Origin of the sequence: Marivita cryptomonadis (assembly GCF_002115725.1) — a bacterium.
GTDB lineage: Bacteria > Pseudomonadota > Alphaproteobacteria > Rhodobacterales > Rhodobacteraceae > Marivita > Marivita cryptomonadis.
Map to the genome: position 1 here is coordinate 156,746 of NZ_JFKD01000001.1, position 17,815 is coordinate 174,560.

19 protein-coding genes and 1 tRNA gene are annotated in these 17,815 nt (G+C 56.2%); 10 read left to right on the top strand and 10 right to left on the bottom strand.

Features of this window, described 5'->3' with window-relative positions:
- Positions 1-17 precede the first annotated feature (17 nt).
- Complete coding sequence (locus MCRY_RS00730) at positions 18-1,352, bottom strand: PAS-domain containing protein (RefSeq protein WP_171046060.1); 1,335 nt, start codon at positions 1,350-1,352, stop codon at positions 18-20.
- Positions 1,353-1,607: 255 nt separating this feature from the next.
- The gene (gene regB, locus MCRY_RS00735) at positions 1,608-2,993 is read right to left on the bottom strand and encodes a sensor histidine kinase RegB (RefSeq protein WP_085627545.1); all 1,386 of its coding nucleotides are present in this window, start codon (positions 2,991-2,993) and stop codon (positions 1,608-1,610) included.
- Between the two features lie 117 nt (positions 2,994-3,110).
- Here regB and MCRY_RS00740 point away from each other — a divergent pair, with 117 nt between their 5' ends.
- Together MCRY_RS00740 and MCRY_RS00745 are read left to right on the top strand one after the other, a co-directional pair.
- A complete protein-coding gene (locus tag MCRY_RS00740) occupies positions 3,111-3,734 on the top strand; it encodes an SCO family protein (RefSeq protein ID WP_085627546.1) in 624 nt (207 codons plus the stop codon).
- A gap of 79 nt (positions 3,735-3,813) precedes the next feature.
- Positions 3,814-4,368 carry an ActR/PrrA/RegA family redox response regulator transcription factor gene (locus MCRY_RS00745; protein ID WP_085627547.1) on the top strand — a complete coding sequence of 185 codons (555 nt, stop codon included), beginning with the start codon at positions 3,814-3,816 and terminating at the stop codon, positions 4,366-4,368.
- Here MCRY_RS00745 and MCRY_RS00750 read toward each other — a convergent pair.
- Complete coding sequence (locus MCRY_RS00750; RefSeq protein WP_085627548.1) at positions 4,365-4,853, bottom strand: GNAT family N-acetyltransferase; 489 nt, start codon at positions 4,851-4,853, stop codon at positions 4,365-4,367. The two genes, MCRY_RS00745 and MCRY_RS00750, sit on opposite strands and share 4 nt — an antisense overlap.
- Entirely contained in the window at positions 4,850-5,446 is a 597-nt protein-coding gene (locus tag MCRY_RS00755) for an HD domain-containing protein (protein WP_085627549.1), read from the bottom strand. The genes MCRY_RS00750 and MCRY_RS00755 overlap by 4 nt, the downstream gene beginning before the upstream one ends.
- Before the next feature lie 124 nt (positions 5,447-5,570).
- Between MCRY_RS00755 and ahcY the strand changes: the two genes are divergently transcribed.
- On the top strand, positions 5,571-6,959 hold the full coding sequence (gene ahcY / locus MCRY_RS00760; protein WP_085627550.1) for an adenosylhomocysteinase: 1,389 nt from the start codon (positions 5,571-5,573) through the stop codon (positions 6,957-6,959).
- A gap of 219 nt (positions 6,960-7,178) precedes the next feature.
- Complete coding sequence (locus MCRY_RS00765) at positions 7,179-8,039, top strand: hypothetical protein (protein WP_138487787.1); 861 nt, start codon at positions 7,179-7,181, stop codon at positions 8,037-8,039.
- Positions 8,040-8,169: 130 nt separating this feature from the next.
- Here MCRY_RS00765 and lysM read toward each other — a convergent pair whose 3' ends face one another.
- Entirely contained in the window at positions 8,170-8,589 is a 420-nt protein-coding gene (gene lysM, locus MCRY_RS00770; protein WP_085627552.1) for a peptidoglycan-binding protein LysM, read from the bottom strand.
- Positions 8,590-8,772: 183 nt separating this feature from the next.
- On the opposite strand from lysM, the gene MCRY_RS00775 reads away from it, so the two are divergent.
- Complete coding sequence (locus MCRY_RS00775) at positions 8,773-9,114, top strand: DUF2853 family protein (protein ID WP_085627553.1); 342 nt, start codon at positions 8,773-8,775, stop codon at positions 9,112-9,114.
- Positions 9,115-9,335: 221 nt separating this feature from the next.
- On the opposite strand, the gene MCRY_RS00780 is transcribed toward MCRY_RS00775, so the two are convergent.
- From MCRY_RS00780 to tsaD, 5 genes are read right to left on the bottom strand one after another with little or no spacing between them, the layout of a single operon-like run.
- A complete protein-coding gene (locus tag MCRY_RS00780) occupies positions 9,336-9,731 on the bottom strand; it encodes a DUF1761 domain-containing protein (protein ID WP_085627757.1) in 396 nt (131 codons plus the stop codon).
- A 24-nt stretch (positions 9,732-9,755) separates the two neighbouring features.
- Positions 9,756-10,175: an EVE domain-containing protein gene (locus tag MCRY_RS00785; RefSeq protein ID WP_085627554.1), complete on the bottom strand. Its 420-nt coding sequence runs from the start codon at positions 10,173-10,175 to the stop codon at positions 9,756-9,758.
- Entirely contained in the window at positions 10,172-10,447 is a 276-nt protein-coding gene (locus tag MCRY_RS00790) for a YciI family protein (RefSeq protein WP_085627555.1), read from the bottom strand. The genes MCRY_RS00785 and MCRY_RS00790 overlap by 4 nt, the downstream gene beginning before the upstream one ends.
- Positions 10,448-11,407 carry an NAD(P)H-dependent glycerol-3-phosphate dehydrogenase gene (locus MCRY_RS00795; protein ID WP_244897868.1) on the bottom strand — a complete coding sequence of 320 codons (960 nt, stop codon included), beginning with the start codon at positions 11,405-11,407 and terminating at the stop codon, positions 10,448-10,450. It abuts the gene before it with no gap.
- Entirely contained in the window at positions 11,404-12,474 is a 1,071-nt protein-coding gene (tsaD, locus tag MCRY_RS00800; RefSeq protein ID WP_085627556.1) for a tRNA (adenosine(37)-N6)-threonylcarbamoyltransferase complex transferase subunit TsaD, read from the bottom strand. The genes MCRY_RS00795 and tsaD overlap by 4 nt, the downstream gene beginning before the upstream one ends.
- Before the next feature lie 74 nt (positions 12,475-12,548).
- On the opposite strand from tsaD, the gene MCRY_RS00805 reads away from it, so the two are divergent.
- The 5 genes from MCRY_RS00805 (at position 12,549) to MCRY_RS00825 (ending at position 17,782) form a co-directional block, all read left to right on the top strand.
- A complete protein-coding gene (locus tag MCRY_RS00805; RefSeq protein WP_171046059.1) occupies positions 12,549-13,283 on the top strand; it encodes a uroporphyrinogen-III synthase in 735 nt (244 codons plus the stop codon).
- 61 nt (positions 13,284-13,344) lie between these two features.
- Complete coding sequence (locus MCRY_RS00810; RefSeq protein WP_085627558.1) at positions 13,345-14,820, top strand: COG4223 family protein; 1,476 nt, start codon at positions 13,345-13,347, stop codon at positions 14,818-14,820.
- 12 nt (positions 14,821-14,832) lie between these two features.
- Positions 14,833-16,335 carry a heme biosynthesis protein HemY gene (locus MCRY_RS00815; protein WP_085627559.1) on the top strand — a complete coding sequence of 501 codons (1,503 nt, stop codon included), beginning with the start codon at positions 14,833-14,835 and terminating at the stop codon, positions 16,333-16,335.
- Positions 16,336-16,422: 87 nt separating this feature from the next.
- Positions 16,423-16,498: transfer RNA gene (locus tag MCRY_RS00820), tRNA-Thr, on the top strand.
- 180 nt (positions 16,499-16,678) lie between these two features.
- On the top strand, positions 16,679-17,782 hold the full coding sequence (locus MCRY_RS00825) for a GlxA family transcriptional regulator (RefSeq protein ID WP_238939585.1): 1,104 nt from the start codon (positions 16,679-16,681) through the stop codon (positions 17,780-17,782).
- Positions 17,783-17,815: the final 33 nt, after the last annotated feature.

Sequence of the window (17,815 nt, forward strand, 5' to 3'; positions counted from 1 at the left end):
AGATTTGAAACCTGCGTTCAGGCAGAAACGATCTGCAGCCCCTCGGTACCCTTGTGGGTGTCAAGCTGCTGAGTGCGGTGGCAAAAGCGTATGAGAGTTGCGCCGTGGCAAATCGGGTCTATCCGACACACCAGTTCTCGTCCGTCCTTGCGGCGCAAATCGGTGTCCCAACTCGCCCTTTCAGTTGTGTTGGTAACGAAATCACGCAGTTCCGGCCAAAGAGGGCTGGGATGAAACGCCGATTTCCAGGTTTGCGTGGCATCGAGTATCGTTGTCTCGGGAATACCGGCGTCAGGATCAGTGTTCCAGAGTGTCGCGTACGCTGTGTTGCACAGGGTCAGAATTCCCTGTGAATCAAAGACACATACCGCGTCTTCGATCATGTCGATCACGGATTGAAGCGTATCAAGCTCTACCCGATAGCCCCGTGTCAAAGACACTTCGGCAGTGATGTCGTTGAACAGGAACGCAATGGCACCGTCGGGATAGGGCTGGCCGGTGATGTCGAAGGTCTGTCCGCTAGCGAGCGTCCAGGTTTCGCGAAACCTGTCATCGCTTGCCGCGGCAACCAGCTTGGCAAGGCGTTCGCGCCAATCGTCATAGCTCTTGGGTTCCGGCATGACACGGCACTCGCGCAATTTGTCAAAGAATTCGAACAGGGTGGGGCGCGCGCTGAGGAATGTGATTGGAACGCGGCTGAGATCGACGAGGGCCGGATTGAACAGCATCAGACGTCGATCCCGATCAAAAATTGCAAGTCCTGTTGTCAGGTTTGCGAATGTCTTGGACAGTGTCTGGACAAAATTGTGCTGGGCTGCTTCTGCATGCACCATTCCGTCGATCCCGGTCGCAAAGAAAACGCATCCGTTGTCTGTGTCCTGACGGGTCACTTCCAGCCAGCGGTTCAGATCAGGCCGCGTGTCAGCAAGGGCTACTTTGACACGAGTTGGCTTGGACAGGTTGGTGTCCGATAGGATTTGCGCAAGATGATCGCAAAAGGCTGCAGGGCCGTTATGCGACTCTGCATAGTGCGAGAAAGCATCGTTGCTCCAGAGCAGAACACCGTCGCGGGACGTGAACCAGATCAGATCGGGTGCATGTTTCACCGCATCGCAGCGTTGTTTCGACAGGATGGCTGTCTGTTTTGCCTTGAACCAGTCTATCTGATTGGTGGCTGTTGGCCTTAGGGTAAGGCGAAAACAATCTTCGGTACGGTGAATATCGACATGAAGTTCGCCATCTTGGGATGTGCGATTTAGCTCGACCAGTGTTTCGGGCAGATCGGGCATCATTGGGTAGAGCAGACGGTGGATTACTTGCCACGACTGTGGTTCGTCCGAAGCAGATAGCATTGACCACACCCTGTCGTCGGCATCCACGAGGAGGGAGTCCTGAAACACGAGTGTTATGGGGTGAGTTGTCTCTGGCGAAGAAAGTTGGGGCTTGGGTCTGTTTCGGAGGAGACGCACCCTGACAGCCAAAGCGACACTGGCCACCGCGATGATGGCCGCGGTTACATATGCTGCATTCATCAAAAGTCCCCCGGTTCGGCCATACGCCATTCAATGGCCGCAAGGTTAACCGCAGGTTAATGCGACTGTAGACTTTCAGAGCTGGAAAGACGGGTTTTCGCCAATGCCTTCGCCTTTTGGCAAACTTGGTGGCACAATTGCGTCGCGCGGCCAGACCACCTCGACGATGGCACCCCGGCGCTGTGTGGAACCGTTATTGCGATCTCCGCCGTTGGCAAAGCTCAATTCCGCACCCGAGCGCTGAAGCAGGGTCTTGGCAATGAACAACCCAAGCCCCATGCCTTCGTATTCCGGGCGCGCCTTGCGGTCCCGGTCGGTTTTTCGGTTTCTGACGAACGGATCACCAATCCGGCCAAGCATGTTCGTTGGATAACCCGGCCCGTCATCCAAAATGCGAATGGAGACGGTATTTTCGGTCCAATGCGCTTCGACCCAAACGGTTGCGCGGGCGAAATCGACAGCATTCTGGATCAGGTTGCGGAGACCGTGGATGATTTCGGGGCGCCGCAAGGCCAGCGGCGGATCAAAGTCTTCTTCCGTGCCATGAGGTTCAATGAGAACGTCTTTCCCGCGACTTAAATGGGGCTCGGCAGCTTCACGGATCACCTCCATCAAAGGCGCAGACCGGATTTGGAGATCCTGTTTGCCTGCACGCCCCATGGATTGCAGGATATCGCGACAGCGGTTTGCCTGTTCGCGGATGAGCCGTGCGTCCTCTTGCAGGTCTGGCTGATCGGACAGTTCTTCAATCAGTTCCGCGCTTGTCAGTTTGATCGTGGCCAGCGGTGTGCCAAGCTCATGCGCTGCGGCCGCAACCACGCCGCCGAGATTGTTGAGCATCTGCGTCCGGCTGAGCGCCATCTGGGTTGCCACAACAGCGTCACCCATTGAATTCATTTCCTCGGTGATCTGGCGTGCATAAAGCGACAAAAAGACTACCGCGATGGTGATCGCAATCCATTGGCCGAAAACAAACACATCTGCGATGCGCATGATGAATCCTTGTTCGGTGCGCAGCGGCAAATGGAAAAACACCATCAGCGTCACCAGAGTCAAAGCTGTCGCTCCGATGATGATCGTTGATCTGAGGGTCATGATCGTCGCTGACACGATCACTGGCCCAAGGATCAGGATCGTGAACGGATTGTGCAGACCACCTGTCAGATACAGGAGGAAACACAGTTGCAACAGGTCGAACAGGACCATGAGAAAATTCTCGGCCTCGTTCAGACGCTTGTTTTCTGGGAAGACGAAAATGGCGATCAAGTTGCCGACAATCGAGACGCCGACGGCCAAATAGCACAGGCCGAGTTCAAGTTGCAGGTTGTAAAGCTTTTGCGCCAGTGTGATTGCCGCCAGTTGTCCAACGATGGCGAACCACCGCAACCAAATCATGGTTCGCAGGCGAATAAAGCTGCCGCGCTGGCGTTCCTGGAAGATACCGAACTCGGATTCCGTCATCTGCGCCCTTTCGCCTCTTGCCCCGGATTTCAAAATCCTTACCTCAACACCGTCAGAGCATAGGCAAGCCAATTCTGATGAGAAAGGCTTTGTTCGTGCACATGCGAAGGAGATCCCATGGTACGTTTGGCAGCGATTTCGGCTGGCGTGGCAATCGTCGCGCTGATGGGCGGGGTTTGGTATGCAAGCCAGCCTTCTGAAGGGGAGGACAAGTACGCATCCTGCCGCAATACGCAGGTCGCGGGTGGGTCGGACACGATAGGTGGACCCTTTACCTTGGTAAATTCAACGGGTGAGACCGTCACCAACAAAGATGTGATCACAAAGCCGTCGCTGATTTATTTCGGCTATACGTTTTGCCCGGATGTGTGCCCTCTGGATACCGTTCGGAATGCCGAGGCGGTTGATCTTCTGGCCGAGCAGGGCAATGAGGTCACGCCGGTTTTTATCTCGATCGATCCCAAGCGTGATACGCCCGAAGTCGTCGGTGACTTTGCAGCCAATCTGCATGAAAACATGATCGGACTGACCGGCTCTGAAGAACAGGTACAGGCAGCCAGTCAAGCTTACCGCACCTATTTCCGCGCACAGCCGGCAGACGATGAATATTACCTCGTCGACCACTCGACCTTCACCTATCTCGTCATGCCGGAGGATGGGTTTGTCGAGTTCTTTCGCCGCGAACTAACCCCCGAACAGGTCGCCGAACGGACATCGTGCTTTCTTGACGCCGCAAGTTAGCGGGTCATTTGTGCGTTGATGTTGGAAAATTCGCCGGTAATACTGGCGGATAACGCAAACGCGACGGGAGGGAACCACGGTGAGCGAGCGTACCATCGACGATCTGGGTGACGACAAGAGCCTGCTTCTTGTGGACGACGACGAGCCGTTTCTGCGCAGGCTGGCCAAGGCGATGGAGAAGCGAGGCTTCGAGGTGGAAACAGCCCAATCGGTCACGGCAGGCTCTGCCATAGCAACTGCGCGTCCCCCTGCTTACGCCGTTGTCGATCTTCGATTGGAGGATGGGAACGGCCTTGATGTGGTCGAGGTCATTCGAGACAAGCGTCCGGACAGTCGGGTTGTGGTTCTGACCGGATACGGTGCGATTGCCACGGCTGTGGCAGCGGTCAAGATCGGCGCTACGGATTATCTGTCCAAACCCGCAGACGCGACGGATATCACAAACGCTTTGCTGGCCAAGGGAGACGATCTTCCCCCGCCACCAGAGAACCCGATGAGCGCGGATCGCGTTCGTTGGGAGCATATTCAGCGTGTTTACGAACTTTGTGATCGCAACGTGTCGGAGACAGCGCGCCGCTTGAACATGCATCGCCGCACTTTGCAGCGCATCCTTGCAAAACGGTCGCCGCGCTAAGTCAGATCGTAGCGTTTGCTGACCTTGTCTACCAACGCGCCATTGCCCAACTGCTGTTTTGGGTGATGTGCGTAGTCTTCGAACCCACGGCTTTGATAATAGGCCAATCCTCCGCCATTATCGGCGCGGATCGTTGCGTTGATCCAGCGATATCCCAGGGATTTTGCGGCTGTTTTAGATGCCTCGAACAGCTTTGAGCCCACGCCAAGACCAGTTTTTCCCAATCGCACAAAACTCGCAATGTCACAGGCCTCGGGCGGAAGATCGGGGTGCGGTTCGAGAAACTGAAACCCAAGGATGTGCCCTGCGTCGTCCTCCGCAACATGCCATGCCGACCTGTCCGGGTCGCGACCCATCCATTCCAGAATGATGTCTCGCGATATGGGCTTTGTATGCGCCGTGGTCCCGCCTTTTTTGACGATGGCATCCAAAAGTTCCGCCATTTGCCGGGCATCCAAAGCCCCGGCACGACGAATTGTGATCACACCATTTCTCCGATCAGTGTGGAGTGGCGCGAGGTGAAGTCGTTTCGTACATTGACCGGGGCCCGTAGCACAATCGACAGGTCAGCAATCAAGTCCAAATCAGGTGCGCCAAAGAATTTGTCGGCTTCCGAGCGGGTGAATCCTGCGATTTGGGTCGCTTCCATCCATGCACTGATCCGGTCTGCCTTCTTGATCTGCTTCTTGAGCTTGGCCGGGGTCATGGCAGGCAAGCCAAACCGTATATGAATCGCCGCCGTTAACCGATCATCAAGCGCTCCATATCCCGGCCCTACCGCTGCCTTCACGGGCGAAATCATATCACCGATCACGTATTCCGGTGCGTCATGCAAAAGTGCGGTTAGCCGTTCTGCGGCGGTTGCTTTGGGGCAGAGCCGCGCAAACAGGGTTTCAACAAGCAGCGAATGCTCGGCCACCGAATAGGCATAGTCGCCGAAGGTTTGACCGTTCCAGCGCGCGACAAAGGCCAGTCCGTGGGCGATATCCTCGATCTCGATATCGACTGGGGTCGGGTCCAGCAGGTCAAGCCGTCGGCCCGAAAGCATGCGTTGCCACGCGCGTGGTGGTTTTGCCATGATGCGCCTCGTTTTTGTCTTGGGTAGAATGCTGCTGGCTGGTTGTAAACAACCGTGCATTGCCGGGGCAGGGAGCACGTGCTACCTGCCTTCGCAATCAAGGTTGACATGTGGAGTGCCGGGAATGGCCAAAGATTATATCGTCAAGGACATCGCGCTGGCCGGATACGGCCGCAAGGAACTGGATATTGCGGAAACCGAAATGCCGGGGCTCATGGCGCTGCGCGAAGAGTATGGTGCCGAAAAGCCACTGTCCGGGGCGCGCATTGTCGGGTCCCTGCATATGACGATCCAGACGGCTGTGCTGATCGAAACGCTGACCGCTTTGGGTGCCGATGTGCGCTGGGCGTCGTGTAACATCTTCTCGACCCAGGATCACGCGGCGGCTGCGATTGCAGAGGCGGGCGTGCCTGTTTTTGCGATCAAAGGTCAGACGCTGGAAGAGCATTGGGATTACCTCGACAAGTCGTTCATGTTCCCTGAAGGCGCGAACATGATCCTCGACGATGGCGGCGACGCGACCCTCTATGTTCTTCTGGGCGCACGCGCCGAAGCGGGTGAAGAGATCATTCCGGTGCCCCAATCCGAAGAGGAAGAGGTGATCAAAAAGCAGATCGCTAAGCGGATGGCAGAAACCCCCGGTTGGTTTACCAAGACGCGCGATGCGATCAAAGGTGTGTCCGAGGAAACGACGACAGGCGTGCATCGTTTGTATGAATTGCACAAGAACGGTCAGCTGCCGTTCCCGGCGATCAATGTGAATGACAGCGTCACGAAGTCGAAATTCGACAACAAGTACGGCTGCAAGGAATCGCTGGTCGACGGCATCCGCCGCGCCACCGATACGATGATGGCGGGTAAGGTCGCTGTGGTTTGTGGCTATGGTGATGTGGGCAAAGGTTCGGCCGCGTCGCTGTCTGGTGCCGGTGCCCGTGTGAAGGTGACCGAGGCCGACCCGATCTGTGCGCTTCAGGCGGCAATGGACGGGTTCGAGGTTGTTCTGCTCGAAGACGTAATCGACAGCGCGGACATCTTCATCACCACAACCGGCAACAAGGATGTGATCCGTATCGAGCATATGCGCGAGATGAAGGACATGGCCATCGTCGGCAACATCGGTCACTTCGACAACGAAATTCAGGTGGCAAGCCTGCGTAACCATAAGTGGACGAACATCAAGGAGCAGGTAGACATGATCGAGATGCCCTCGGGCAACCGCATCATCCTGCTCTCCGAAGGTCGACTGCTGAACCTCGGCAATGCCACGGGCCACCCGTCCTTCGTGATGTCAGCCAGCTTTACCAATCAGGTGCTAGCGCAGATCGAGCTGTGGAAGAACGGCGGCCAATACGAGAACCAAGTTTACATCCTGCCAAAGCATCTGGATGAAAAAGTCGCACGTCTGCACTTAGGCCGCATCGGAGTCAAACTGACCCAATTGTCTCCGGAACAGGCGGCCTACATCGGCGTCACCCCCGAAGGTCCGTTCAAGCCGGAGCATTATCGGTACTAAGCCAATCGGCAAGAACTAGCGCATTGAACAGGAAAGGCCCGACGTGAATGTCCGGGCCTTTTTTCATTCTTTGTCAGGCACGTAGTGCTCCAATCCAATCCTAGTCGGAAAAAAGCGCGCGCTAGAGACTGATGCTGACGACGAAAGGCTTTTGAGGAATCGCGGCGGCGTGGTCTCATACACCCATTCGCTACTATTCATTTTTCATTTGAGGTTGAGATGGGCAATTACCGCGACCATCCGGCGATCAAGGAAATTCGAAACGCCAACTTCCCGAGGTTCAAGCCAGAGCTGTGGTGTTCGGAATTTGTTGAAATTTGCCATGCCCTTCCGGTGCGACTGCCGGGAGGAGGTGTGAAAAAGGTCGCCATCACGCGCTACAAGTCAGGCACTGGAGGGGGCGCTTACAAACGCGCAGGGACGCTCAGAGGGCAATTGCAAAAGAACTCGGAAGTCAAAAAGAACAAGCACGCTAAGAATTGGCTGGATGTCTCAAAACATCGAATACGGATGGCATTTTGTGGACATGCGACACTCGAGGAAATCTCGCTTTTATGCGAGCTCTCGTTGAAGGCGGGCCTTGTCTCGGCAGATCGTTTGCAGGCTTGGATCGACCAAGATCAGGAGATCGGGTTGGATTGCAATGGATTTACCAATGCCTATTACACAGCCATCGGCTGTTTTCTTGAGAAACCAATTCACTATCACAACAAGTACAAGCAGATCGCAGGAGTCGCGCATAGTTGGTATGATATTGACTACGACAGTGTCGTTTTGTGGGCGCGCCCGAAAGTGTCGGACGACCAGAAAAAAGATGTTTGGGAAGTTATTCCAAACGGTCACAAAGGGCCGGACCATCACGCTCATATCGGGGTGATTGACCATGTACTGAACGATGAGGTGGTTGTTTGTCAGCACGGCTCAAATGTAGGCCCCAGAATATCAACCTACAAAATTGTTTCAGAGCCACCCAGCAAGAAAAAAGGTAAAGAAGTCTGGTATTTGCGCGAGATTGGAAAGTCAAAAGCGCAGACTTTGATCCTAACCAAGCCTATGTCGACATTTGCCGCCGGTGAATAGTTTCGTCCAACATGAGCAAACACGAATTAGTAGCGGTTTGCTGGTCTTTCCGAAGCTTTCGGACCGGGCAAACCGCTGCCATTATTCGTCAAGAAAGCGAGATGCCTGAAGAGACCTCCAGGCATCTATCCTATGCTTCTTGCGGAATACGCAGAACCTGACCCGGATAAATCTTGTCCGGATGGCTAAGCATTGGGCGGTTTGCCTCAAAGATCGCGTTGTACTTTGAGCCATTGCCCATCGTTTTCTCGGCAATTGCCCAAAGTGTGTCGCCCTTCACGACCTCGTGGAACACCGGTTCGTCCGTCGTGTCTGCCTCGACTGCAGAAACGCCTTCGACGTTGCCAACGGCCAGGATGACCTTTTCACGTTCTTCTTGGGTCATGTCCCCGCCCGAGACCATGACCTTGTCACCGTCGACCTTGATTTCGGCACCTTTGGTGTCGAGTCCCAGATCGGCAACTTCCTTTTCAAGAATGGCCGCTGTCGGCAGGTCGTCCTTGCCGACCAACTTGCGGCCAGCCGATTTCACAAAATTCCAAAGGCCCATACGCCCCTCCAATGTCTGTTATTCCAGCCATAATCCCGTGGCTTTCGAACCCACTCTAGGGGGAAAACACGCCGCCGAAACGCAAAATGTGATTAATCGTTGCCGGATCCTTTGGTTTTTGCCACCTTTCCACTTGTTGGGGGCCGGTCCTCCGGGGAACCAAGACTTCACAGGGAGACAGTGATGGGTAAGAGAGACGATTTGATCGCAAAGTATGCGGACGACCTGAAGAACAAGTGCGGCATGACACCGGACATGGACCTTTTGACCAAGGTGACCATCGGCTGCGGACCAGCCATCTACAACGACGACGCGTCGACTGTCGCGGGATCGCAGGCGTCCGAGCTTGAAACGGTCAAGACCAATTTCCTTGTCAAAAAGCTTGGTTTGAAGGACGGCCCGGAATTGATGGACGCGATCAATTCGGTCATCGAGACCTATGGAAAGTCCGAGCGGAACAAGTATCGGGCGGTGGTCTATTACATGCTGACCAAGCATTTCGGCAAAGAGTCCGTGTACGGTTGATCCATCGGCAAAGAATCAAGATGGGGCGTTCCTTTAGGAGCGCCCTTATTCTTTGGAGTTGAGACAAATGCACCAGACTTCGCGTTTGGAAAGTTGCACGCAGTGACGTAGATTAGACAATGACGGTCAGGATGACCGAAACCATATTCAGTTTACGCGCGTGGTGACTTGGGAGCGCGGGGACGGAGGGTTTCGGCACGGGCCGAGCCCTCCGTTTATTTTCAGAACAGGGGTATCACGGCGCCGATCACTGCCGATCCAAAAGCCGCATAACCTGCATCGATCAGCGTCAACTTGAACGGCCGACCCGCAAACCCGTAATTGGTGGCAAGCCACGGAGCTGCAAAACATGCCCCGATGCCAAGGCCAGAAGTAAACCCTTTGCCAACAGTGACGATGTTCAGCATGTCAAAGGCATAATACATGGTTGCCGCAACGACCATCGCCGAGGTGATACTGATCACATACGGCAGCGCGGTTTTCAGATTGGCGGGCCTGCCTGTGGCATCGGTTGCAACACCCGAGACGGCAATCCACGGTTTGGCAAAGATGCTGTACCACGCCGTGCCAAACGCCCAGCCTGCAAGACCAGCTAAAATTATTGGGAGTATGGGCATGTCCATTCCTCCATTTTGCGCGCGTTACCCAGCCAAACCAGCAAGATCGCAAATGATCCGCCATTCCGTGTCCGTAACGGGCTGTACGGAAAGGCGCGAATTGTTCACGAGCACCATGTCGGACAACCGTTCATCCGCCTTGATCTGATCAAGTGTGACGGGCGTTTTCACGGCATCCAATGCCTTGATGTCCACGCATTCCCAGCGGTCGTCATCCGTCTTGCTGTCTGGGTGGGCTTCGGAAATCACTTCGATAGTGCCGACAATCGCTTTTTCGGATTGCGAATGATAGAAAAAGCCTTGATCGCCGATCTTCATCTCGCGCATGAAATTGCGGGCTTGGTAATTACGCACGCCGTCCCATTCTTCCCCGGCATCGCCTTTGGCGACCTGATCGTCCCAAGACCAAGTGGACGGTTCGGACTTGAACAGCCAGTATCTCATCCGCCGATCACACGCTTCCAGGGGATAAGCTCGACACTCTCGAACAGTCCCGCCTTCGCATAGGGGTCGTTGTCAGCCCAGTCTTGCGCGGCGGCCATATCGGCCACGTCCAGGATCACCAGAGATCCAATCATCTGCTCGGCGTCATCCAGCAGTGGCCCGGCCTGATTCACCACGCCCGTGGCGTCGATATAGGCCAGATGGGACTCCCGATTGGCTTTGCGGATTTCCAAAGCGCCAGGTTTGTCGCGCGCGATCAGGGCGATAAGCATTTATTCTTCCTTCAGTGGTCGGGTCATCAAAGAGTCTATGGCATCCTTGACCGTCGTTGAACCCTCGACAAGTCTGGCCACGATGTTGGTGATCGGTGTGTCGATCTCTTTCTGGCGCGCGATCTTGGACATGGCCTGCGCCGTCGCAGCACCTTCCACGGTGATTTTCGGATCAAAGGCGTCGCCGCGACCGAGGGACACCCCAAGACGGTAGTTGCGTGACAGGTCGGAAGTGCAGGTTAGGGCAAGGTCTCCAAGACCGGACAGTCCTGCAAGAGTGTCGGTGCGCGCGCCCAGAGCTCGTCCTATCCTTTGCATTTCTGCAAAGCCGCGGGTCATTGTCGCCGCCCGTGCGCTGTCGCCCAGACCAGCACCAATCACGGCACCACAGGCGATGGCCATGACGTTTTTCAACGCGCCGCCCAGTTCGGCGCCAACGGTGTCGGTTGTGCGATAAAGCCTAAGAGTGGGCGTCGTCAGAGCAGCCTGCAGTCTAGCGCCGGACGTTGCATCCTTGCATGCGAGCGTTAGCGCGGTGGGGCGGCCGATGGCAATGTCGGCAGCAAAGCTGGGGCCAGTGAGGATCGCGGTCGTCACATTGGGTGAAGCGTCATTTAGCACGCCCGTCGGGCCAAGACCGGTGCTTAGTTCGATGCCTTTGCAACAGGCCACCCAAGGTGTTTCGGTCTTTTGCGGAAGGATCGAGATCGCTGCGCGCATGTGCTGCAAGGGAACGGCGATCAAGAGGGCTTTGCCACCCATGATGGCGCTCAGATCCTGCGCAACCTTTAGGCTGTCTGGGAAAACTGCATCAGGCAAATAGGCACTGTTGCACCGCACCTTGTCCAAATTCCGTGCCTGTTCAGAAGTGCGGCACCACAATGTGACAGGCTGCCCGGTCTTTGCTAGCGCGATCGCCAACGCCGTGCCGAATGCGCCGGCGCCCATGATACTGATCACGCCTTAGCCCCTTTTTTACCGCTGCCCAGCGCCGCCGGGGCCACCCTGTCAAGTGGCCATCTGGGGCGCGCGGTCAAGGTCAGGTCATCTGCGCCTTCGAGTGCGAATTTCTCGGCTCCGGCGAAAGCGATCATCGCGGCGTTGTCGGTGCAGAGCGCGAGCGGAGGCGCCACGAAGGCCAAGCCGTTCTGGTTGGAAAGTGTCTCTAGAGCTGCCCGAAGTTGTGTATTGGCAGCAACACCCCCGGCCACGGCAAACCCCGTGATGCCGGTGCAGCCGGTCAAAGCGCGTCGCGATTTCTCGACCAGAACATCGCGGACGGCAGCCTGAAATCCAGCACAAAGGTCGCTGATATCTTGTGCATGCAAGCCGCCCTGATTTGAAACAAGTTGATCGCGCTGGCGGAGCAATGCTGTCTTGAGACCAGAAAAGGACAGGTCGCATCCCGGGCGATCCAACAGTGGCCGGGGAAAGACAAATCGCGTTTCATCGCCGGACAGTGCGGATGTTTCAACTGATGGGCCACCCGGCTGGGGCAATCCAAGCAAGCGCGCGGTTTTGTCGAAGGCTTCGCCCGGTGCGTCGTCGATTGTACTGCCAAGTCGCACAAACGATGTTGGCCCATCGACGCGCAGGAATTGGCAATGTCCGCCGGACACCAGAAGGATAAGATAAGGATACTCTATCCCGTCGGTAAGCCGTGGTGTCAGCGCGTGTCCGGCAAGGTGATTGACCCCAATCAGCGGTTTGCCAGTCGCCGCGCTCAAGCCCTTGGCCATCATCACTCCCGACAGCACACCTCCGATCAATCCCGGTCCCGCTGTGACTGCAATCGCATCGATATCGCTCAGCGCGACCTTTGCCTCGGTCAGCGCTTGTTCGATGCAGATATCCAGCTTTTCCGCATGCGCCCTTGCGGCGATTTCGGGTACGACGCCCCCGTAGGCTGCGTGAAGTGCGGTTTGGTCCGCCACAACCGAAGACAAGATCCCACGACCACGCACCACTGCGGCGGCGGTATCATCGCAGCTGCTTTCCAGCCCCAAAATGGTGATATCGCGACCCATTCGAGTTTCCGTTGCACCTATGAGGCTCAGCAGTTACCACCCTTGGTTGCTGCTCACAACAATCCCGGATGCACATGGCTGATCAACGCCCTCTTCTGCTTCTGACGCGCCCACAGGCGTCATCAGAGGCGTTTTGGGCCGCTCTTCCAGAGGAAACTCGGAATTCTGCAGATTTTTTAATCAATCCTCTTTTGTCGATCCATGTATCGGGACCATTGCCCGATCTCTCTGGGGTCACCGGGTTGATCTTCACATCTGCAAACGCTCTTGATGCTTATGCGACTTTGGGGGGGCCGGTGCTTGATATACCCGCGATTGCCGTTGGGCCTGCGACGGGTGCAGCGATACAGGCGTTTGGTTTTAGGGCGGATGTTGCAGGGGGGACGGCAGAGCAAGTGATCGAACACGTACTGAAACACGGCTACGCAGGCCCTTTGCTTCACTTGCGCGGTGACAACGCGATTGGAGACGTCGCGCATCGTCTGAACGCGGCGGGCGTGGAAACCCGGGAAGCTGTTCTATATACACAGAAGCTTGAACCCTTCTCTGCGGCGACTCGGGAGGCTTTGTCGCAAGACAGACCGATCATAGCACCGGTATTCTCGCCGAGGACGGCAAGACAGCTTGGTCGCGAATCGATAGGCATTGACTGCATCCGATTTGCTGCGATCAGTCGTGCCGTTGCAGATGTGCTGCCCGAAGATGCGGCACAGAGAACGAGAATATCGCGGCGGCCGGATCGCGACGGGATGGTGGAGTTGGTGAAGGAAATGATCACGGACACCGCGAGTCTTGAGCGTCGGCTGTGACGGTTGTAAGGTAAAGTTGACATAGCTGTCGCGCAAACTTGACAGATTGAAGGATTAACCGGTGGCGAAACGCAAGAGCACGGACAAAACCTCAAAAGACGAAACCGACCAAAAGGTCGAAACGGATCGCGCGCCAGATCAGTCAGACGCTTCGGAAAAAGAACCAACGGATTTGGAGGTTGCCGCCGAAGCCGTTGAAGCAGTTGAGGTTTATGCTCCTACCGACGACACGACCAAGACTGAAGCGGCACAGGAAGACGCCCTTGCCGACGTAGCGCCGACAGTCACGGACGACGTAATAGAGCAGGCTGAGCCCAAGGATGACGCGCCAGAAGAAACGCCTGCGCAAACCGAGGTCGATGCCGAATCTGCAGAAGCTGACCCGGACAACAAACCCGTCGATGGGGCTGCCGCTGACAATCATCTGACCGAAGAAGAAGCGGAAAAACTGATCGAAGAAGCCGAGTCCGTTGAAGGTCATCCGGATGAGCCCAAGACAGAGGCCGAACCAGAAACACCGCCTGTTGCGCCACAGGTGATCAAGGAAACAACCGTTGAACGCAAAGGTGGCTTGGTTCCGATGTTGGTTGGTGGCGCAGCGGCTGCCGTGTTGGGATATGGTGTTGCGGCTTATTCATCTCAGGCTGTCTGGCCATTCGATGCGGCGACAGACACGTCTTTCGAAGACGAGGTTCGCGGTGCGCTGACCACACAAGACGGTGCGCTATCCGATCTTGGTGCGCGGCTGTCGTCACTGGAAGGGATGGAACCGCCAAGCGTTGATTTGACCCCTGTCCAGGATCAGATCGCTGCGGTTCAGGCTACGGCTGCAGACTTGACAGCGCGGCTTGATGAAATCGTATCTCGGATTGACACACTCGAACGCCAACCGCTTGAAAGCTCGGTTTCGGAAGAGGCCATTGCCGCCTATGAGCGTGCATTGGCAGACCTGCAGGCCGAAATCGAAACGCAACGTGTCGAAGTGGCGCAAATGGCGCAGGACGCTGTTGCGGCTGAAGAAAACGCTGAGGAAAAAGCGCTATTGGCAGCCTCTCGTGCGGCCTTGGCCGAGCTTACAACCGCGCTGAATAACGGAGCATCATACTCAGGCGCCGTGGCAGTTCTTGAAACGAACGGGGTGGTGGTGCCAGAGGCCATCGCATCACTGGCAGATCAAGGTGTGCCGACCCAAACCAGCCTGAACGAGACGTTCCCAGAAGCCGCCCGAGCCGCACTAGGTGCTGCGCGGAGTATAGATACCGAAGGCGCCGAAGGCATTGGTCGGGTCACGACGTTCTTTGCCAACCAGCTTGGAGCGCGATCTGTCGCGCCAAAAGAGGGTGATGATCCCGACGCCGTGCTTTCCCGCGCTGAAGCTGCTGTGAGATCCGGCGATTTGAGCACTGCTTTGTCGGAATTGTCTGGATTGCCTGACGTCGCACAAGAAGCCCTCGCCGACTGGCAGGCCCGCGCAGAAACCCGCCTCGCGGCGACATCCGCTGCGGACGAACTCGTCCAGCAACTGCTTCAGGAATAAGGGAGGCGTCCGATGCTTTGGTCTCTTTTCAAGATCGTACTTTTTGTCGTCATCGTCGCTGCTTTGACACTGGGCGCCGGCTTTCTCATGGAAAGCAACGGTGGAATCCAGATCACCGCCGGGGGCACTGAATTCACCTTGGGGCCGCTTCAATCCGTGATTGCGGCCCTTGTCGCGATCCTGGTTGTATGGCTGTTCCTTAAGCTTTTTGCGCTGTTGATTGCCACGCTGAAGTTCATCAACGGCGACGAAACCGCGATTTCGCGGTACTTCGACCGCAACCGGGAGCGCAAAGGCTTTCAAGCCCTGAGTGAAGGCCTGATGGCACTTGCTTCAGGGGAAGGGCGTCTTGCGATGGCTAAGGCGTCGAAGGCCGAGAAATACCTTCACAAGCCTGAATTGACCGATCTGATCACAGCGCAGGCTGCTGAAATGACGGGCGACCGGAAGAAAGCCGAAGAGGTGTACAAGCGGCTGGTTCAAAACGAAGCCACCCGCTTTGTTGGTGTGCGCGGACTGATGAAGCAAAAGCTCGACGCCGGGGATACCGACACCGCGCTGAAGTTGGCCGAACGTGCATTTGCCATCAAGCCGAAACATGAAGAAGTGCAGGACACGCTGCTGCGCCTTCAGGCAAAAAATGCCGACTGGTCAGGAGCCCGAAAGACCTTGAACGCAAAGCTGAAGCACGGCGCCTTGCCGCGTGATGTGCACAAGCGACGCGATGCCGTGTTGGCCTTGTCCGAGGCAAAGGGCATTCTTGACGAGGGCAAGACCATTGAGGCGCAGGAGGCTGCGATTGCCGCCAACAAATCCTCGCCTGACCTTATCCCAGCCGCTGCCATGGCAGCGCGTAGCCATATTGCGCAGGGTCGTTCCAAATACGCGGTTCGTATCCTCAAGAAAGCGTGGCAGGTACAGCCACATCCCGATCTTGCAGCCGCCTTTGCCGAGATCGAACCGAATGAAGCACCTCAGGCGCGGTTGCAGCGTTTCAAGCAAATGACCGCTATGCGGCCCGAACACCGCGAAACAAAGTTGCTTTTGGCAGAACTGAACCTTGCCGCCGAGGACTTTCCCGAAGCGCGACGTTCTATGGGCGACCTTGCTGAAACCCAGCCGGACACGCGGGTTCTAGCTATCGCAGCTGCGATTGAGCGCGGCGAGGGTGCATCGGATGCAGTTGTTCGTGGCTGGCTGGCGCGCGCGTTGACGGCACCCAGAGGGCCACAATGGGTGTGCGACAATTGTAAGACCATCCACGGCGAATGGACCCCGGTCTGTAACACCTGTGAGAGCTTTGACACGCTAAGTTGGACCACCCCACCGCAGAGCGAAACGGTGCTTCCCGCCGGTGCCGAAATGCTCCCGCTTATCGTAGGGTCGATCGAAGACAAATCCGAGCCGATTGAACAAGCCAAGGTCATTGATCCTGAGCCGTCGCAGAGCACGGATGCGGCGTCTTCCGAAGTCGACGCCGATGAAGCAACAGCGACTAGCGCGCCGGAACCTTAAAAGGTCAAATAACACTTTTCCTGCGCAGCGGGCGGTGCTAACAGCCCGGCCAATCCGCTTCTGATACGCGTTTGTATCATCGGATTGGCCGCTGTAGCTCAGCTGGTAGAGCACGTCATTCGTAATGATGGGGTCGGGGGTTCGAGTCCCTTCAGCGGCACCAGTGTTATTCAATGGGTGGCGGAAGGCGCTGGCGACTGGGCTGGCCGATGACCGATCCACGTCTGTTGATTGAATTGTGTTTTGATCGAAAAGACCGCTGCGACGACTATCGAGCGTAGCACAGTTGTCCCTAGTTTGGCGGCTGGCTGTGACTTTAGACCTTTCAGCTATGACGTAAGCTATGCTGCAACATGTGCATAAACGTGACGACAGGGTTGCACGTCCAGACGCCAAGCACGGGTCACAAACGGAACGGCAGATGGAACACAGGACACATCAAAAGGGTGTACCCAAAGCGCTTGTTCCTGATGGGGCATTTAGTTATCCGATTGCGCATTGCAAAGCGACACGCTGGTTTGGGTTCCTTCTTTTGCCCGAATTTACATTGCTTGCCTTCAGTTCTGCCCTTGATCCGTTGCGGATCGCCAATCAACTTGCGCAAAAACCGCTTTATGGGTGGTGGGTCCTTTCTGAGACCGGCGCGCCGGTGGCCTCCTCTTCCGGCCTCGACGTCAGTGTTCATGACAGCTTGGAGCAGTTGGACAAGAGCCTTACCTTGTTTGTCTGCTCGGGAAACAACGGTGTGCGGGCGGCTACGGATAACGTGGTTTCCGCAATAAGGCGCCACGCGAGGTTCGGTGGACAAGTCGGTGGCATTTGCACTGGGGCCAGCACATTGGCGCGTGCGGGTTTGTTGAAGAACAAGAGGTTTACGTTGCACTGGGAAAACCAGCCTGGCTTCGTAGAAACCTTTCCCGACCTCATCCCAAGACGTTCGCTTGTAGAGGAGGATGGGGGTCTTCTGACATGCAGTGGGGGGTCTGCTGCGACCGAAATGATGTTGAGAATTATCAAGGATGATTATGGTGAGGACTTCGCAATTGCGGTCGCGGATATGTGCTTGAACGCCCTATCCGGTGACCCGAAGCGTGATCAAAGGTCATCGATCGCCAAAGCGATAGATTCTCGCAATCCCAAGCTCCTGCACATTTTGCGCGAGATGTATGCGAATATCGAAGAGCCATTGCTACTGGAGGAATTGGCCGAAAGCGCAGGTGTGTCGCGCCGCCATATGGAAAGAATGTTTACCAAGGCGCTGGGCGAAGCACCGGCGTCCACCTATCGGAAGATCAAGCTGGATAAGGCGCGAGCCCTATTGGCTGAAACCGATCTGTCGGTGATCGCCGTTGCGGCTGCGACGGGGTTCAGTTCTGCCAGCATTCTGACACGCCATTACAAGGCACGCTATGGTGAAACCCCATACGGAAAGTCCCGGAAAATTTGACGGCGGGTACGAAGGTGATTTCCTTGACCAACA

Coding starts and splice junctions, on each gene's coding strand:
- regB (WP_085627545.1), bottom strand. CDS start 2,993: ATGACGGAATCCGAGTTCGGTATCTTCCAGGAACGCCAGCGCGGCAGC.
- MCRY_RS00815 (WP_085627559.1), top strand. CDS start 14,833: ATGCTTTGGTCTCTTTTCAAGATCGTACTTTTTGTCGTCATCGTCGCT.
- tsaD (WP_085627556.1), bottom strand. CDS start 12,474: ATGGGTCGCGATATCACCATTTTGGGGCTGGAAAGCAGCTGCGATGAT.
- lysM (WP_085627552.1), bottom strand. CDS start 8,589: ATGGGCCTTTGGAATTTTGTGAAATCGGCTGGCCGCAAGTTGGTCGGC.
- MCRY_RS00825 (WP_238939585.1), top strand. CDS start 16,679: ATGCTGCAACATGTGCATAAACGTGACGACAGGGTTGCACGTCCAGAC.
- MCRY_RS00775 (WP_085627553.1), top strand. CDS start 8,773: ATGGGTAAGAGAGACGATTTGATCGCAAAGTATGCGGACGACCTGAAG.
- MCRY_RS00805 (WP_171046059.1), top strand. CDS start 12,549: ATGGCTGATCAACGCCCTCTTCTGCTTCTGACGCGCCCACAGGCGTCA.
- MCRY_RS00740 (WP_085627546.1), top strand. CDS start 3,111: ATGGTACGTTTGGCAGCGATTTCGGCTGGCGTGGCAATCGTCGCGCTG.
- MCRY_RS00730 (WP_171046060.1), bottom strand. CDS start 1,352: ATGCTATCTGCTTCGGACGAACCACAGTCGTGGCAAGTAATCCACCGT.
- MCRY_RS00765 (WP_138487787.1), top strand. CDS start 7,179: ATGGGCAATTACCGCGACCATCCGGCGATCAAGGAAATTCGAAACGCC.
- MCRY_RS00790 (WP_085627555.1), bottom strand. CDS start 10,447: ATGCTTATCGCCCTGATCGCGCGCGACAAACCTGGCGCTTTGGAAATC.
- ahcY (WP_085627550.1), top strand. CDS start 5,571: ATGGCCAAAGATTATATCGTCAAGGACATCGCGCTGGCCGGATACGGC.
- MCRY_RS00755 (WP_085627549.1), bottom strand. CDS start 5,446: ATGGCAAAACCACCACGCGCGTGGCAACGCATGCTTTCGGGCCGACGG.
- MCRY_RS00780 (WP_085627757.1), bottom strand. CDS start 9,731: ATGCCCATACTCCCAATAATTTTAGCTGGTCTTGCAGGCTGGGCGTTT.
- MCRY_RS00785 (WP_085627554.1), bottom strand. CDS start 10,175: ATGAGATACTGGCTGTTCAAGTCCGAACCGTCCACTTGGTCTTGGGAC.